This is a genomic window from Acinetobacter sp. YH12208 (assembly GCF_013418055.1).
GTDB classification, from domain to species: domain Bacteria; phylum Pseudomonadota; class Gammaproteobacteria; order Pseudomonadales; family Moraxellaceae; genus Acinetobacter; species Acinetobacter pseudolwoffii.
On the sequence record NZ_VPCT01000001.1, the window covers coordinates 560,554 to 576,408 of the forward strand.

Sequence of the window (15,855 nt, forward strand, 5' to 3'; positions counted from 1 at the left end):
TTTAAAGCACTGCTTTAGAACAAGTGCAAGAAGGGAGACTTTTAAAAGCCCCTCTTTGAAAAAGGAGGGTTAGGGAGGATTAAAAATAAAATCAATAAAATATGACCCCAAACCTGCCTGAAATCCAAATTACTCGAAAATTACGCGCAACACGCTTGAGACTGCGTGTAGAGCCGACGCAAATTAAATTAACTGTGCCGCAGTTTTGCACACAGCGCCAAGTTCAAGAATTTTTAAAACAATCAGAACAATGGCTGATTAAAACCTGGCAATCGCAGCAGGAAAAATTCCAAAAAATAGACCGAACGCTACCAACTGAGCTGCAGCTGTTTAATTTAAACGTACCAGTTCAGATTCATTATCAAAGCCAGAAACATAACTTTGTTTTCGATTCTGAGAAGTTACAGCTCTGTGTCAGTGATCGACATCCTGAAGAATATTTAAAAGCCTTTGTCATCAGCTATGCCAAAGAACAGCTTCCCCTATATTTAAATCTTGTCTCACAGCAATGCAATCTGCCTTTTAAAAAGTGCAATATTCGCCAACCCAAAACCCGCTGGGGCAGTTGTTCTGCTCAGCATGACATTATGCTGAATAGTGCTTTGGTGCTATTTCCCGAAGAAATTACCCGTTATGTCGCGGTACATGAACTGGCACATACCCAATATTTTGATCATAGTTCACTTTTTTGGGCGGAAGTTCAGAAACATGATGCAAATTTTCAACAGCATCGGAAAATGCTAAAAAATACGCCGTTGCCATATTGGTGGGAAGCTTAAAATTGAACTGAATAGAGAATGAGAGGAAGATAAAGGCTTAAAATAGCCTAAGCAATATAGATATTGGTTTTCCATCTCTCTTTAATTTTAAAATTGTCTTCAGTGCTTATAAAAAACCAGTAATCCCCGCTGAAACAGTTTAGAAAACCTCAACTTCCTGTCATACTACGCAGTTATGAAATGGAAACTTTGATTTGAGGTAGTGATCGTGATTACTGTTGGTATTGTCGGTGGTACAGGTTATACAGGCGTTGAATTGTTGCGTCTTTTGCTACGACACCCAAATGTACAGGTGAATGTATTAACATCACGTACCGAAAATGGTCGCCGTGTAGATGACATGTTCCCAAGTTTACGCGGACATACCGATCTTCAATATTCAGATTTAAATATCGATGAACTTAAAAAATGTGATGTCGTGTTTTTTGCAACGCCGCATGGTGTTGCAATGAAACATGCCGAAGCGCTTGTGGCTGCAAAGACCAAAGTCATTGACCTGGCGGCAGATTTCCGTTTACAAGATCTGCAACAGTTTGAAAAATGGTATGGCATGCAACATACTTGTCCAGAACTGTTAAAAGACTCTGTTTACGGTTTATCTGAATTGAATCGTGAACAAATTAAACAGGCCAATGTAGTTGGAAACCCGGGTTGTTATCCAACCACGGTTCAGTTAGGTCTGGCGCCAGTATTAACATCAAGTGACGCATTAGTGAAACCTGAAAGCATTATTATTGATGCGAAATCAGGTGTGTCGGGTGCAGGTCGTAAAGCAAGCTTGGGCGGCATCTATACTGAAAATGCCGATAACTTTAAAGCCTATGGCGTAGCAGGTCACCGCCATCACCCTGAAATTGTCGAAGCCCTGGAAAATATCTCAGGTCAAAAAGATGTGTTTGATCACATTTTATTTGTTCCGCATTTGGTGCCAATGATCCGTGGTATGTTGTCGACCATCTACATCGATCTCACTGAAGCAGGACAAGCAGCAGATTTACAGGCATTGTATGAACAGTTCTATGCCAATGAAACTTTTGTCGATGTCATGCCAGCAGGCAGCTCACCAGAAACCCGTTCAGTGCGTGGTGCCAATCAGTTGCGTATAGCCTTGTACAAGCCGCAACCGACCAAGCTGGTAGTCCTGGTTGTACAGGATAACTTGGTGAAAGGTGCAGCAGGTCAGGCCGTACAAAACATGAACCTGATGTTCGGATTTGCCGAAGATGCTGGCTTAAATAATATTGGTTTATTACCATAAGAAACGTATTAGAACTTCACACACATTTAGATTTGGATTTAAATGTGTGTCTTGAATAAAGCAAACAAGAGATCAAAATGCCGAATAACGAGTCAAATACGACCATTCCTCAGGAACCAGCTGCAAAAAAATCTTTGATGAAAGGCAATACGCCCTTGGTCATTGGTGCGGCTGTATTGATCTTGAGCAGTGGTGTGCTCGGATATACCGTAGGACACCGTCAGGGTTTGACTGCGGCGGGTTATGATGCAGATGCAGAGCAACTGGTCGATGTGGTACAGACACAAAAAGCCAGTCTGGAAACATTAAATAAGAATCTGAATACTGCGGTTCAGGAGCGTGATCTGGCGGTGAGTAATGCCAATGATCTCTATCTGGCCATGACCAAGGCGCGTGATGAACAGGTGCAGGCTGAAAGTGTCGGAACCATTTATCGCGAGGTCTTACGTCAGCGTGGCGGTTTGGCTTTGGCCGTGCAAAACCTGTCGATTAAGCCTTTGCCTGAAAATGCCTTTGAATATCAGATTGATCTGGTTCAAGTTAGTCCGGGCAAAAGTCGTGCCTCCGGGAGTATTGAATTACGCTTGATTAAAGGGACTGAAATTCTGGTGGTGCCACTGGAAGACAAAAACTTTAATTTTGAAAATTATGAGCGTTTAACAGGTCGCTGGAGCATGCCAAAAGGCTTTAAGCCAGAATTTATTGAGATACGTCTCAGCGGTGCCAAACCGGTGATCCGTCGTTTTAGCTGGGAACAGGGCAAAGCAGTTGAAAATCAGTCTGCCGCCTTGTCAGAAATTCCGAAAACCGAAGCAAATGCAAATTAAGTGTGAAATATAAATCTTATGCCAAGCAATAAACGTCAAATGTGTTTAAGTGATATCAAAAATTCTTTTTATGAATCTGGAATTGTTGATTGGCATATCAGCCCGCGTTTAGCAAATGAACCTTTGGAAGGTGATGATTCTGACCTTGCTGTGCAGACTGCACCGCCAGAACTGAAACGTCCGCCCTTATATGCTGTCGTTTTAATGAACGACGACTATACCCCGATGGAATTTGTAATTGAAATTTTACAACAATACTTTGCAATGAATCTTGACCAAGCTACACAAGTAATGCTAACTGTACATTATGAAGGAAAGGGTGTAGCTGGGGTCTATCCTCGAGACATTGCGGAAACCAAAGCGAACCAAGTCAATAATTATGCTCGATCACAAGGTCATCCATTACTTTGCCAAATAGAGCCTAAAGATTAAGGGGGTTACATGCTCAGTCGTCAATTAGAAGTATCACTACGTTTGGCTGTCAGCATGGCTCGTCAAAAGAGACATGAGTTCCTGACCGTAGAACATTTATTATTAGCCTTGCTTGACAATGACTCTGCCGTAAATGCGCTTAAAGCATGTGGCGCAGACATTATCGTGTTGCGCAAGGAATTAGAAGAATACGTAGAACAGCATACCCCTAAGCTTGGTGAAAATAGTGATCAGGCACCACATCCAACAGAAAGTTTTGACCGGATCTTGCAGCGCGCGATTTTTCACGTGCAATCTAGCGGTGGTGATCGGACTGTAGAAGGTGCTGATATTCTGGTTGCGATGTATTCTGAGCGTGACTCATTTGCCGTCTATCTATTGAAACGTCATCAAATTAATCGCCTTACGCTAACTCAGTACCTGTCTCATGGTACGCGTAAAGAAGAAGTACAGGGTGAAGAAGAAATTGAAGACCTCGATGGTGAGTCTGCATCTTCAGCCAGTTCAGGTCCGCTTGAACTGTATACGACTAATCTCAATATCGAAGCGCAAAAGGGCAAGACCGATCCACTGATTGGTCGTGAAAAAGAAATTGAACGTGCCGCTCAAATTCTGTGCCGCCGCCGTAAAAATAACCCACTTCTTGTCGGTGATCCGGGGGTCGGTAAAACCTCGATTGCAGAAGGTTTGGCATGGTTGATCGTTAATGGTAAAGCGCCAAAACCACTCGAAAATGCTGAAATTTTCAGTCTGGATATTGGAGCATTAGTTGCCGGAACAAAATACCGTGGTGACTTTGAAAAACGCTTGAAACAGCTTTTAAATGCGCTGAAAAAGAAACCTGAAGCTGTGCTGTTTATTGATGAAATTCACATGATTATTGGTGCAGGCTCCAGTATGGGCAGCACCATGGATGCATCGAATCTGATCAAGCCTGCATTGGCCAATGGCACTTTACGTTGCATTGGTTCAACCACTTTTCAGGAATACCGTCAGGTCTTTGAAAAAGATCATGCTTTGTCACGCCGTTTCCAGAAAATCGATGTGAATGAGCCATCTATTTCTGAAACCATTGATATCCTACGTGGCTTGAAATCGAAGTTTGAAGATTTCCATCATGTGCAATATGACGATCAGGCATTGGTATCTGCGGTTGAACTTTCTGCGAAGTTCATCAATGACCGTTTCTTGCCAGATAAAGCCATTGACGTGATTGATGAAGCAGGTGCGCAGCGCCGTTTAAAAGCTGAACAAGATGACAGTTTGATCACGGTAGAAAACATCGAAGATATCGTGTCGAAAATTGCGCGTATACCACCAAAAACGGTCTCTAAAGATGACAAGAGCGTACTGGAAAATCTTGAGCGCGATCTGAAACGGGTGGTCTTTGGTCAGGATGAAGCGATCGAAGCTTTAGCGTCTGCCATTAAACTGTCTCGTGCCGGTTTGAAATCTCCAGATAAACCTGTGGGCAGCTTTGTTTTTGCTGGCCCAACCGGTGTCGGTAAAACCGAAGTGACCAAGCAGCTGGCTAAGCAGATGGGCGTAGAGCTGGTTCGCTTTGATATGTCCGAGTACATGGAACGCCACGCGGTGTCGCGTTTAATCGGTGCACCTCCGGGCTATGTCGGTTTTGATCAGGGTGGTTTGTTGACTGATGCGATCCATAAAAATCCACATTGTGTGCTATTGCTTGATGAGATCGAAAAAGCGCATCCAGATGTCTTTAACCTGTTATTGCAGATTATGGATCATGGTTCCTTGACCGACAATAACGGACGTAAATCGGATTTCCGTAACGTGGTCTTGGTACTCACCACCAATATTGGTGCTGAAAGTATTTCACGTATTAGCATTGGCTTTATGGAACAGGACAATAGCAACGATAACCAGGAAGCGATGAAGAAAGCCTTCTCTCCGGAATTCCGTAACCGTCTTGACGGCGTGATTCAGTTCAAGGCATTGCCAAGCAGCATCATTGAAAATGTCGTGGATAAATTCCTGACCGAACTTCAAGCGCAACTTGATGATAAGAAAGTCATGCTGGAAGTGGATCAGAGTGCGCGTGAATGGATGTCAGAGCAAGGCTATGACCGTTTAATGGGCGCACGCCCAATGCAGCGTCTGATTCAGGAACACCTGAAAAAACCATTGGCAGAAATGATCCTGTTTGGTGAACTGGCTGAAAATGGCGGTAATGTTGCAGTGTCGGTGAAGAAAGAAAATGGTAAAGCTGTTGGCTTAAAACTTGAAGTCTTTGAAGACCAGACTGCTGAACCTGCTTAATCAATATGAAAAAATAAAACCCGTGCAAGCACGGGTTTTTTCATGCACTCATATTTTAAATCATCAAATTCATTCATACAGTTCAAAAGACAAATCATGGATATTCAAATTACCAAGCTGCTCACCACTTTTTGCCTGTTTCTGGTCACGGCATTGATGGAAATTTTAGGCTGTTATTTTCCCTACCTGATTTTAAATCAGGGAAGAAGTCACTGGTTGTGGATTCCAACAGCTCTGGCTTTGGCGGCTTTCGTCTGGCTACTCACCTTGCATCCGGCTGCTTCTGGACGGATTTATGCCGCTTATGGTGGCATCTATATTTTTTCGGCGCTAATGTGGTTGCGCTTCGTTGATCAAGTCACACTGTCACGTTGGGATTTGCTTGGCGGGATGGTAGTAATACTGGGGGCACTGATTATAATTCTACAGCCGCAAGGTTTGGTGCGTTAGCAGGATATAACAGCAAACCTCATCAAAAAGAGGCAGCTATAGCGACCTCTTTGTTTTCTTGATGTTTTAATCCTGAATAAAAGCCAATATCTTATTTCTTTAGACTATTTCAATTTGCAATCTTTCTGGGAAATATCAGTTTTATAGGTTTGTGTTTGCGAGCTCAGGCTGAGCTCGACCTTGTATGGGTTTTCAATCTGATAGCGATGCTCAAAGAAAATCTCGCAATTATTGAGCAGATTATTACGGATCATTTTCATCACTTCTTTGCGGCCCAGATCTTTTTCAAATTGGCTAAAATCCGGTGTGGTGATTAAACCTTTCAATGTGGTTTTATTGGCACTTAACTGTAATTGTTCAATAATTGTATTCTGATCGATCTGTAAAGGTAAAGTTCTGGAATCTTCTGCACTCAGTACTGCGAGTAATTCATTCAGTTCAGCTTTTTTCTGAATTTTAAATTTGCTGTCAATAATATTTTTTTCCTGAAGATATTGATCAAATTCAGAAGCATGAACGGAGAAGGTGGCACTGCTAAAACCTACCAATAGTGCCAAAGCCCAATATTTTTTTTGCATTGTATAACATCACTTTTTATTCCATTTCAATCATGATTATAAGAGCTGAGACAAAAAAAGCACCAGAGATTGGTGCTTAATTTGTGAAGATTCAGCTTTTAATTTAGTCTTTTTTCAGATTTTCATTAATCAGGAATTCAACCAGGGCTTTCTGTGCGTGCAAGCGATTTTCAGCTTCATCCCAAACCACGGCATTTTTATGGTCAAGCAAGTTTTCTGAAATTTCTTCGCCGCGGTGCGCAGGTAAGCAGTGCATAAACAAACAATCCGGATGCGCAAGATCCATCAGGCGTTCATTCACTTGATAGTCTGCAAATGCTTTCTCACGGATTTTTTGTTCTTCTTCTTGGCCCATGCTTGCCCAAACGTCAGTCACAATCAGGTCAGCATTCACGGCTGCATCTTCAGCGGTATCGACCAGTTCAACACAATGCGCAAATTCAGACAGGAATTTTTCTTGTGGTTCATAACCTTTTGGCGCTGCAATTTTCAGATTAAAGCCCCACATGTGTGCTGCTTCAATATATGAATTACACATGTTGTTGCCATCACCGATCCAGGCAACAGTTTTACCTTCGATTGAGCCGCGTTGCTCTACATAGGTCTGCATGTCAGCAAGTAACTGGCAAGGATGGTGATCATCTGTTAAAGCATTAATCACAGGAACTTTTGAATAAGATGCAAAACGTTCCACGATATCATGACCGAAAGTACGGATCATCACGATATCTAGCATGCTTGAAATCACGCGTGCAGAATCTTCAATCGGTTCACCGCGGCCTAACTGGGTATCGCGAGAAGACAGGAAAATTGCGCTACCACCAAATTGGCTCATGCCAGCTTCAAACGAAACACGCGTACGGGTACTCGATTTCTCAAAAATCATGCCCATCACTTTACCAACAAATGGTTGGAACACTTCATTGTTATGCTGTTTGCGCTTAAGCTCAATTGCGCGTTGCAAAATCTGGTTAAGTTCTAAAGTTGATAAATCGCGTAAGGTGAGAAAGTGACGGAGAGCCATTCGTTACTCCACAATAATTGCCGAAAAACTCGATCAACAATCAGTTGTTGGTTAGTTTAAGAAAAAATACGGAATCGGCTAATATACTATAAGCAATGAAAAATGCAAAAAAACTAGACTTTTTGATGACCGTCTAAAAAGCGATCCACACAATAACTGATGTATTTGTCGATTTCCTGATCATCTTCTTGTATGGAAATTCCCATCAGGATGCGCCATTCCAGATTACGCAAAATACCAAAATATAGCTGAGCCGAATATTGCGGATTTTCACAATGCAATAAGCCTTGTGCATCTGCCTGTTCTAATGCAGTGGCAATCGCACTCTGGACATGTACAGGACCGTGTTCATGAATATGCTGAGCCAGTTCTGGATTACGCTGACTCTGTTCCAGAACCAGACGCATGAAGGCTGAGTTTTCAGGTTGCATGATCTGATGATAAAAATTCAGCAAGGTGTGAACCAGATAACTACGAAAATCCAGTGCCATCAGTTCGATCGGAATGCTGATATCTTCAAAAAACTTGATACGACGATAATCACAGATGGCCTTAAACAAGCCTTCTTTATTGCCAAAGTACTTATAAATGGAGGCCTTGGAGCCACCTGCGTGCTGAACAATATCATCGAGAGACACAGCATCATAACCCCGTTCCAGAAACAGCTCGGTTGCACTGTTCAGCAGCGCAATACAGCGCTCATGACCACGTTTGGTCTGCGGCAGGTCTTTGGCGAGCGGTTCTAGGACGAGGTCTTGCATAGGAGATAATACATCAACATGTCAATAAAGATTGAAACGCCATCATAGCAAATATATGTACATATTTCATAATTGCACCGCATAAGCGCAGTATTTGCCGGATTAGGTAAAGTAAAACTTAAAAATTTGACTAAAGTTTTAGAGTATTTGTTCTATCAGATTGTGGAATGAACAAGCCAAATGAGTATACTCGAGTTTCAATAATTATAGCCAAGACTGTGGAAAAGGAAGATGACAGAACAAATGTCTGCAGGTCTAAGATTTAGACAAGCACTTGAAGTCGAGAAACCATTGCAAATTATGGGTACGGTAAATGCCTATGCTGCCATGATGGCCAAACAAGTCGGTTATAAAGCCATTTATTTATCAGGTGCGGGTGTCGCGAATTATTCTTATGGTTTGCCTGACCTGGGCATGACCAGTCTGGATAATGTTCTGGAAGATGTACGCAGGATTACAGAACGTGTTGATACACCTTTATTGGTCGACATCGATACCGGTTGGGGCGGCGCATTAAATATTGCCCGCACGATCAAACAGATGATTGCAGCTGGTGCAGCCGCGGTGCATATTGAAGATCAGGTGGCACAAAAGCGTTGTGGTCATCGTCCAAATAAAGAAATTGTGTCACAGCAGGAAATGGTCGATCGTATTAAAGCGGCGGTCGATGCGAAAACCGATGCAAACTTTGTGGTCATGGCGCGTACCGATGCGCTACAAAAAGAAGGCCTGCAAGCGGTGATTGATCGTGCTTGTGCCTGTGTTGAAGCGGGTGCAGATGCAATTTTTGCCGAAGCGATGACCGATATCACCATGTATCGCACCGTATGCGATGCAGTTGGTGTGCCAGTCTTGGCAAATATTACCGAATTTGGTGATACACCGTATTATACGGTAAATGAGTTGGCAGAGCAGGGTATTGGCATGGTGCTGTATCCATTATCAGCGACACGTGCCATGCAAAAGGCAGCCCTTGAAGTGATGCGTTCGGTGCGTGAACACGGCACTCAGGTGAATGTGTTGGATATTATGCAGCAACGCAAAGAACTCTACGAATTTTTAGATTATCACAGCTTCGAAGACACATTAGATAAACTGTTTAAACAGGAGAATTAAAAAAATGGCTGAAGGAAAAGTACTCACCGGCGCAGGATTGCGTGGACAAGTGGCAGGGAAAACTTCACTCTCAACTGTAGGCAAAAGTGGCGCAGGTCTGACCTATCGCGGTTATGACGTACAGGATCTGGCTGAACATTGCCAGTTTGAAGAAGTGGCTTATCTGATTTTCTTTGGCGAACTGCCAACTTCAGAGCAGTTAGTTGCCTATAAAGCCAAATTAAAATCTTTGCGCACGCTACCTCAAGCCTTAAAAGAAGTGCTAGAACGGATTCCTGCCGATTCTCATCCGATGGATGTGATGCGTACTGGCGTATCGATGCTGGGCAATCTTGAAACTGAACTGTCTTTTGAACAGCAACAGGATATTGCAGACCGTATTCTTGCCACTTTACCGGCAATTATCTGTTACTGGTATCGTTATAGCCATGACGGCGTGCGTATTGAAGAAAATACCGATGATGATTCAATCGGTGCACAGTTCCTGCATTTATTACGTGGCGAAAAGCCAAATGAACTGCATGAACAGGTGATGAATGTCTCTTTGATTCTATATGCAGAGCATGAATTTAATGCTTCGACTTTTACGGCGCGTGTATGTGCATCGACTTTATCTGACATGCATTCTTGTATTACCGGCGCAATCGGTTCCTTGCGTGGCCCTCTACATGGCGGTGCTAACGAAGCTGCAATGGATATGATCGAAAACTGGACCTCGCCTGAAGAAGCTGAACGTGAAATGCTGGGCATGTTGGAACGTAAAGAAAAAATTATGGGCTTCGGTCATGCGATTTATAAAGACAATGATCCGCGTAATGGCATCATCAAAATCTGGTCTGAGCGTTTAGCCAAAGATGTCGGTGATACGGTACTTTATCCGGTCTCAGTGCGCTGCGAAGAAGTGATGTGGCGTGAGAAGAAATTATTCTGTAATGCCGATTTCTTCCATGCTTCGGCTTATCACTTTATGGGCATTCCAACCAAGCTGTTTACCCCGATTTTTGTCATGTCACGTGTCACAGGTTGGGCAGCACATGTGATGGAACAGCGTGCAGACAACCGTATTATCCGTCCAAGCGCGGATTATACTGGGCCGGAACTGCGTAAAGTAGTACCGATCGCCGAGCGTTCTACAGCGGCTTAATATTTATTAATATCTTGAATAAAAAATAAGGTCTCAATCGAGACCTTATTTTTTATCGACTTAACAGGACTGGATCTTCAATGCTATAGCCTGTTTCAAAAGGAATCCCCAGATACTTGACTGTCACCAGCGTTTTATTCTGTTTAGGAACTTTATAGGCCTGACTAATTTTTAGACCTTGCTGATAACTGACCGCTTGATGGGTCGGACTTTTTTGTGAGCCAGATTTGACTTGATATTGATAAGTCCATTTTGGCACTTTTTCTTGTGGATCGTACCAGGCAGCTGCCGTCCCTGTTGTGGTTTTTAACATTTTAAGTTGTGGCTTTGAACTTTGAATCGGACTCAGCGGAACTAAACGCTTTTTGATTTTGGCAATGTCCTGATCAAACTTGCGACTGTCTTGGTCATAATCAATACGTTTGGTTTTTGGATTGATATATAAGGAGTTGACCTGAATCAACTGATTCGGTTTTGCGGATTTAAAATTATAATAATACAGCTGTGGTAAGCGCCCACGACCATCAAGGTAATGACGCATGACATAGAGCTTTTGCTCTTTGACTTCATAGCCTAGAATTTCAATATTTTGTGGGCCACCGACCGTAGCAAAAGCCAGACTGGGCAAGCCAAGAGGGAGCAGAAACAGCGCAGTTTTAATATTCATGGTTATTCTACCCGCAAAAAATAGATTAGCATTTGATCATGCTAATCTATCTTAAAATACAGTAGAAATAATGAAGCTTGTTGCGGCGTAATTATAAAACTAGATTAATGATTGAGTAGATTAATCATATCGTGTGCAACCACGGCAGACAGTTTATTCAGACGTTCGAGTGGAGTACCTTTCAAATAATACTGGAATTGATGCACTTGAGTACCATCATTAATTGCTACAAAAAAAGTCCCTTCCGGTTTCTCTGGTGTCGCACTACCACCGGGTTTAAGCAAACCTGTACAGGCAATAATCCAGTCTGCATCCCGGAACATCTTTTTACCCGCTTCTGCCAAGGCAACAGTAACTGGCATGGATTCGGCAGTGTAACTATTGATCAAAGTCTGGGGAATGTTTAATACCGAAGTTTTTACACCAACATCGTAGCAGACCAATCCGCCAGCCAGAATTTCGGCGCCGTCACTTTTACAGATGGAAAACTGGCTACATAGATATCCAGAGCTCGCACTTTCAATAAAGGCAATTTTTATATTTTTCTCTTCGAGTAAGTTGCAACAGGTCTTTATCATAGTCTCTATATTTTCTTTATGATCCGAGTGGTTTTAGCTTAATTTAGACAGATTTTTTCTGTCGTTCAACTCCGAGTATATTTATATTTTTATGAAAGTTAAAATTTTTCATGGATTAGTACAATTTGATACTGATTTGATCACAAAACCTGAGTGGTTAAAGCTTAGACTATTTTTTCAAATAGAGGTTTCTTCTCAAGCTGAACAGTGGTAAAAATAAAAATAAAGTGCTTAGTGAAAGTAGGGCGTTAGAATGAAAACCACAGTAAAATATGTAGTCTTAAAAAGTCTTGACTACCAATTGGGTACACCATTATTTCAGGAAGAAATTGATGCTGATGGTCAATATTTTGATCAGATTCCAAGCACGATTTCTTATCAGAATTTACAGTTCAAAGTAAAAAGCAAAGAGCTTAAACGTTTACATCTGGCTGAAGAGCAGGAAGATACCCAAACGATTATTGTTAAAGTTGTGAATATCTAAGATAAACCTTAAAGTGAATAAGCCTCTTTTTTTAAGAGGCTTATTATTTGGCTAACATTAAGTTAATAAAAGCTTTTTAAAAATAAAAAATTACCAAAATTAATGTCAGTCTGATTGATAAATATCTTTTATTAAAGTCAAGATAAATTGGAAACAACTTAGTCGTTATACGTGATTCAATGTTACGTATCGTATATTCGTTTATTAAAAAACTGTTTAGAACAATTACCTTTTGCATGTTTTATTCCATTTTTAAAAATATTAATACTTAGGCTGAGTTATTGAATTTAATCATAAATATCATGAGCATAGGTTTTTAATATATTTTACTTGATAATATATTGTTATTTTTTAAAATATTTTAAATGTCTTTTTTATATATTTTACTCAGGTTAAGTTATTCCTTTTATTGAATAATAAAAATTTCGAAACATATTATCTTTCATCATGTGTCTATTTTATTGGATAAAGTAATTTATGTTGCTTATTAATCTTGATTTCAACTACTTGGCTTACCATTTTTTACATTGAATTAATCTGTAACAGGTTATAGGTTGGAGAATTCTGAAAAATGCATAGAGTAGATATTAAGTCGAAACTCTATCGGCTTTTAATTAATTTAAAGCAAATAGTAAGGAGTTACACCATGGCTAATAATCAACAGCAAGACCAACAGAAACAGCAACAACAGCAAAACCAACAAGGCACGCAAGATCAACAGCGTCAGCAAAACAACCAGCAAAACCCAAACCAGCAACAAAATAACCAGCAGCAACAACAGCCGCAGGGACAAAATAACCAACAACAGCGCGATCAGCAGCAACAACAGCAGCCACAGCGTAATCAGCAAAAAAACCAGCAATCTCAACAAGATCTGGAATAATCAACAGAACTAGCAGCCATAATAGAATTAACTAGCAGCGTGGGTATGATTCATAAGATCTGCCAAAACTGTAGCGTTAATTCTGTTTAAGCTGTACGTTCATAAAAAAACCGCCTGAATCAGGCGGTTTTTTTAGGGTAAAAATTTGGTTATAGACGTTAATCAGTATGAATTAACACTGGATATTGGCTTTCTGCTTATAAAAGCTTAAGGCATTGTCTAAATCTGTAAGCAGTCCTTTTTCTGTATATTCCTGAGGCATAAGTTTTAATAAAGCCGGCATATAACGAGTTTTATATTCTTTAGGATATTGTTCACAGAGTATGCGTGTTCTTTCTTCTGGACTAATACTGGAAGAATCTAGTTTGTCCAGATAAGCACTGAGTTGATTATCTGATTGTTCAAATTGGGCTTTGAGGGCTTGATCAGGTTCCGCTGAACTGTCGGCTTGCTGCTTTTGGCAGCCACTTATTGTCAGACTTATCAATAAAGTAATCAGTATACGATTTATCATGATGTCAAAATCTTGTTATTTGTCATATCAAAAATTATAGAGAGAAATAGCCAAAAAGAAAGCAGTCATCTACCAACTTTAGAAGAAGTCAAAAATTCCTGATATTCACATACAGTACAGCAACAGGGAATTTTATCCTAAAAAATGAACAAATTTATTGTTATGCATATTGATCTAAAGTGTCCATCTGTTTTCTCTTAAGCATAAAATTTAACGAATAAAATATATTTTGCCTAAATTAAAGCCATTCAATTAAGAAAAGTAACGCTTATTGCACATTTAGAAACATAGCCTCTATATATCACACACAGATTGACTGCTGGGCCAGTGATATCTTGGCTTCATTCCAAGAACTTAATGAAAATAATTAGAAAATCAGCACATTATAAAGCCTGCTTAATTTAGGAGAGTTAAGCAGGCTTTTTCTTGTTTATAAACACGGATTGCTCAATGAGAGCTTTTTACTTTAATTATTCTCTTTCACATAAGTTTTCATATACAACATAAAGCCTGAAAATTCTCTCAAGAGTGAAACATGAATAGATGGTATTTATATATCTCTTTTTATAAAAAGACAGGACAAAGCTATGATGAGATGTATATGTGCATTTGGCATGGGCGTGATGGTAGGTTGTTGTTTTAAATCTTGCAAAGAAAAAATGTGTCATATGATGGGCAATGATCATTGTAAGAAGGATCAAAAGACTAAAAGTGAAGAGCCTGCACGAACTTAAATGCCAAAAACTTAACTTTGCTTGAATTGTGAAATGTATTCAGGCGGTTAAGTTATTACTCAGGTCGTGATCCGATTATTCCGTATCGAGTTATTGAGTCTTAAAATCAATACAAGCTTAATCACTGATTAAGCTTGTTACATTCAGGAGAAAAGCATGATCCAGTTTATATTTTGTTTATTTGGCCTTCATGGTGCGACTGAAATCAATTACACCTGTGATCATGAAGAGGTGAAAGAGTGTCGTGATTGCTTGAAAGATATTGAATAATGTTCCAATTCACCGGATGTGTTAATGAAGCTCAATCCCCGTTCAATCATCAGTTGGCGGGGTTTTTGTTTGTGGGTGAAATTTTTATAATAAAAATCCAAGATAACGATTGAACTCAACTGGATTTAAATGATACGGGTCACAGTCTATACTTTATGAGAGTATGATTTAAATAGGATTACATGTCGATTAATGATTAAAATTGAGAACTAAAATAGCCGGATAAGAATATATTGCAAAAATGCGATAATTTATATATACTAGAAATATAGCAAAATGCGATAAAATATATGCATGTGATCACCCACGCTCGAATTCTTGAAGCAACGCAAAAGTGGCCACAGGCTGGAACGGCATTAGATGGTTGGTATCGACTGATGAAGGCCAATCATCCTAAGGATTTTGCTGAGATGAAGAGACTCTTTCCCGCAGTAGATAAGGTTGGAAAGTTTCATATATTCGATATCGGTGGAAACAAGCTTCGGCTGATTGCTGTGGTGATGTATCAGGCAAAACGCGTTTATATTCGCCATGTCTTGTCTCACCATGAATATGATAAAGGTCATTGGAAGGAAGGTTAGAATGAATGCAATGATTAAACAGGCCGTTGATCACTGGCGTTATGTTGCACCATTGCTCAGCAAGCCGGAAAATAAAGATGACTTTCATACACTAACTGAAGCTCTGGATGAGCTTCTGGACATTGTCGGCGATGATGAATCACATCCTTTAATGGGGCTTATTCATCAACTGGGTGATCTGGTTTCGGCGTATGAGCATGAACATCTACCCATGCCAGAAGGTGATGGACGAACGGCTTTGGCCTTGTTGATGGAGCAACACGGGCTTAGTCAAGCAGACTTGTCTGATGTCGCGACACAATCAGTAATTTCAGAAATATTGAATGGCAAACGTCAGCTGAATATCCGTCATATCAAGGCTTTGTCTGAGCGCTTTGATGTATCGGCAGATACTTTCTTTTAATCGATGCCCGCCTAAGCTGATATTTCCATGCTGTGCTGTCTAATCAGGTAGCGCTGCTCATTTGATTATTTAAATTTCAAGTGTCG

18 protein-coding genes are annotated in these 15,855 nt (G+C 40.6%); 12 read left to right on the top strand and 6 right to left on the bottom strand.

What is annotated here, in order from left to right; all coding sequences use genetic code 11:
- The first annotated feature begins 101 nt into the window (after positions 1-101).
- The 6 genes from FTU95_RS02640 to FTU95_RS02665 all read left to right on the top strand — a co-directional run bounded on the left by FTU95_RS02640 (position 102) and on the right by FTU95_RS02665 (position 6,032).
- Positions 102-779, top strand: a complete 678-nt coding sequence (locus tag FTU95_RS02640; protein WP_074382831.1) for a M48 family metallopeptidase — start codon at positions 102-104, stop codon at positions 777-779.
- Between the two features lie 202 nt (positions 780-981).
- Positions 982-2,037, top strand: coding sequence for an N-acetyl-gamma-glutamyl-phosphate reductase (argC, locus tag FTU95_RS02645; protein ID WP_180039757.1), 1,056 nt, complete (start codon positions 982-984; stop codon positions 2,035-2,037).
- Positions 2,038-2,114: 77 nt separating this feature from the next.
- Complete coding sequence (locus tag FTU95_RS02650) at positions 2,115-2,864, top strand: DUF6776 family protein (protein WP_074382830.1); 750 nt, start codon at positions 2,115-2,117, stop codon at positions 2,862-2,864.
- Between the two features lie 18 nt (positions 2,865-2,882).
- The gene (gene clpS, locus FTU95_RS02655; protein ID WP_005171093.1) at positions 2,883-3,296 is read left to right on the top strand and encodes an ATP-dependent Clp protease adapter ClpS; all 414 of its coding nucleotides are present in this window, start codon (positions 2,883-2,885) and stop codon (positions 3,294-3,296) included.
- Positions 3,297-3,305: 9 nt separating this feature from the next.
- Positions 3,306-5,582, top strand: a complete 2,277-nt coding sequence (clpA, locus tag FTU95_RS02660; RefSeq protein WP_005171089.1) for an ATP-dependent Clp protease ATP-binding subunit ClpA — start codon at positions 3,306-3,308, stop codon at positions 5,580-5,582.
- A gap of 96 nt (positions 5,583-5,678) precedes the next feature.
- Entirely contained in the window at positions 5,679-6,032 is a 354-nt protein-coding gene (locus FTU95_RS02665) for a YnfA family protein (protein WP_005096798.1), read from the top strand.
- Between the two features lie 104 nt (positions 6,033-6,136).
- Here FTU95_RS02665 and FTU95_RS02670 read toward each other — a convergent pair whose 3' ends face one another.
- The 3 genes from FTU95_RS02670 to FTU95_RS02680 form a co-directional block, all read right to left on the bottom strand.
- Entirely contained in the window at positions 6,137-6,610 is a 474-nt protein-coding gene (locus FTU95_RS02670) for a hypothetical protein (RefSeq protein ID WP_180077435.1), read from the bottom strand.
- Between the two features lie 103 nt (positions 6,611-6,713).
- Positions 6,714-7,634: an ornithine carbamoyltransferase gene (gene argF, locus FTU95_RS02675; protein WP_005171086.1), complete on the bottom strand. Its 921-nt coding sequence runs from the start codon at positions 7,632-7,634 to the stop codon at positions 6,714-6,716.
- A gap of 113 nt (positions 7,635-7,747) precedes the next feature.
- A complete protein-coding gene (locus FTU95_RS02680) occupies positions 7,748-8,395 on the bottom strand; it encodes a TetR/AcrR family transcriptional regulator (RefSeq protein ID WP_005171084.1) in 648 nt (215 codons plus the stop codon).
- 231 nt (positions 8,396-8,626) lie between these two features.
- Here FTU95_RS02680 and prpB point away from each other — a divergent pair, with 231 nt between their 5' ends.
- Positions 8,627-9,511 carry a methylisocitrate lyase gene (gene prpB, locus FTU95_RS02685; RefSeq protein ID WP_005096803.1) on the top strand — a complete coding sequence of 295 codons (885 nt, stop codon included), beginning with the start codon at positions 8,627-8,629 and terminating at the stop codon, positions 9,509-9,511.
- Between the two features lie 4 nt (positions 9,512-9,515).
- Positions 9,516-10,655, top strand: coding sequence for a 2-methylcitrate synthase (gene prpC, locus FTU95_RS02690; RefSeq protein WP_005096804.1), 1,140 nt, complete (start codon positions 9,516-9,518; stop codon positions 10,653-10,655).
- 52 nt (positions 10,656-10,707) lie between these two features.
- Here prpC and FTU95_RS02695 read toward each other — a convergent pair whose 3' ends face one another.
- Together FTU95_RS02695 and FTU95_RS02700 are read right to left on the bottom strand one after the other, a co-directional pair.
- A complete protein-coding gene (locus FTU95_RS02695) occupies positions 10,708-11,328 on the bottom strand; it encodes an aminotransferase (protein ID WP_213064370.1) in 621 nt (206 codons plus the stop codon).
- A gap of 98 nt (positions 11,329-11,426) precedes the next feature.
- Complete coding sequence (locus FTU95_RS02700) at positions 11,427-11,900, bottom strand: CinA family protein (protein ID WP_005171076.1); 474 nt, start codon at positions 11,898-11,900, stop codon at positions 11,427-11,429.
- 253 nt (positions 11,901-12,153) lie between these two features.
- Between FTU95_RS02700 and FTU95_RS02705 the strand changes: the two genes are divergently transcribed.
- Positions 12,154-12,384, top strand: coding sequence for a hypothetical protein (locus tag FTU95_RS02705; protein WP_004280185.1), 231 nt, complete (start codon positions 12,154-12,156; stop codon positions 12,382-12,384).
- 646 nt (positions 12,385-13,030) lie between these two features.
- Complete coding sequence (locus tag FTU95_RS02710; RefSeq protein WP_005096808.1) at positions 13,031-13,267, top strand: hypothetical protein; 237 nt, start codon at positions 13,031-13,033, stop codon at positions 13,265-13,267.
- A 172-nt stretch (positions 13,268-13,439) separates the two neighbouring features.
- On the opposite strand, the gene FTU95_RS02715 is transcribed toward FTU95_RS02710, so the two are convergent.
- Positions 13,440-13,781: a hypothetical protein gene (locus FTU95_RS02715; RefSeq protein WP_005096809.1), complete on the bottom strand. Its 342-nt coding sequence runs from the start codon at positions 13,779-13,781 to the stop codon at positions 13,440-13,442.
- A 1,294-nt stretch (positions 13,782-15,075) separates the two neighbouring features.
- On the opposite strand from FTU95_RS02715, the gene FTU95_RS02720 reads away from it, so the two are divergent.
- Complete coding sequence (locus FTU95_RS02720) at positions 15,076-15,366, top strand: type II toxin-antitoxin system HigB family toxin (protein ID WP_180001698.1); 291 nt, start codon at positions 15,076-15,078, stop codon at positions 15,364-15,366.
- A gap of 1 nt (position 15,367) precedes the next feature.
- Positions 15,368-15,769: a type II toxin-antitoxin system HigA family antitoxin gene (locus tag FTU95_RS02725; RefSeq protein WP_180075069.1), complete on the top strand. Its 402-nt coding sequence runs from the start codon at positions 15,368-15,370 to the stop codon at positions 15,767-15,769.
- Positions 15,770-15,855: the final 86 nt, after the last annotated feature.

Excerpts from the sequence above, each read along its gene's own strand:
- FTU95_RS02640 (WP_074382831.1), top strand. The coding sequence starts at position 102 with ATGACCCCAAACCTGCCTGAAATCCAAATTACTCGAAAATTACGCGCA.
- FTU95_RS02650 (WP_074382830.1), top strand. The coding sequence starts at position 2,115 with ATGCCGAATAACGAGTCAAATACGACCATTCCTCAGGAACCAGCTGCA.
- clpS (WP_005171093.1), top strand. The coding sequence starts at position 2,883 with ATGCCAAGCAATAAACGTCAAATGTGTTTAAGTGATATCAAAAATTCT.
- clpA (WP_005171089.1), top strand. The coding sequence starts at position 3,306 with ATGCTCAGTCGTCAATTAGAAGTATCACTACGTTTGGCTGTCAGCATG.
- FTU95_RS02665 (WP_005096798.1), top strand. The coding sequence starts at position 5,679 with ATGGATATTCAAATTACCAAGCTGCTCACCACTTTTTGCCTGTTTCTG.
- FTU95_RS02670 (WP_180077435.1), bottom strand. The coding sequence starts at position 6,610 with ATGCAAAAAAAATATTGGGCTTTGGCACTATTGGTAGGTTTTAGCAGT.
- argF (WP_005171086.1), bottom strand. The coding sequence starts at position 7,634 with ATGGCTCTCCGTCACTTTCTCACCTTACGCGATTTATCAACTTTAGAA.
- FTU95_RS02680 (WP_005171084.1), bottom strand. The coding sequence starts at position 8,395 with ATGCAAGACCTCGTCCTAGAACCGCTCGCCAAAGACCTGCCGCAGACC.
- prpB (WP_005096803.1), top strand. The coding sequence starts at position 8,627 with ATGACAGAACAAATGTCTGCAGGTCTAAGATTTAGACAAGCACTTGAA.
- prpC (WP_005096804.1), top strand. The coding sequence starts at position 9,516 with ATGGCTGAAGGAAAAGTACTCACCGGCGCAGGATTGCGTGGACAAGTG.
- FTU95_RS02700 (WP_005171076.1), bottom strand. The coding sequence starts at position 11,900 with ATGATAAAGACCTGTTGCAACTTACTCGAAGAGAAAAATATAAAAATT.
- FTU95_RS02705 (WP_004280185.1), top strand. The coding sequence starts at position 12,154 with ATGAAAACCACAGTAAAATATGTAGTCTTAAAAAGTCTTGACTACCAA.
- FTU95_RS02710 (WP_005096808.1), top strand. The coding sequence starts at position 13,031 with ATGGCTAATAATCAACAGCAAGACCAACAGAAACAGCAACAACAGCAA.
- FTU95_RS02715 (WP_005096809.1), bottom strand. The coding sequence starts at position 13,781 with ATGATAAATCGTATACTGATTACTTTATTGATAAGTCTGACAATAAGT.
- FTU95_RS02720 (WP_180001698.1), top strand. The coding sequence starts at position 15,076 with ATGCATGTGATCACCCACGCTCGAATTCTTGAAGCAACGCAAAAGTGG.
- FTU95_RS02725 (WP_180075069.1), top strand. The coding sequence starts at position 15,368 with ATGAATGCAATGATTAAACAGGCCGTTGATCACTGGCGTTATGTTGCA.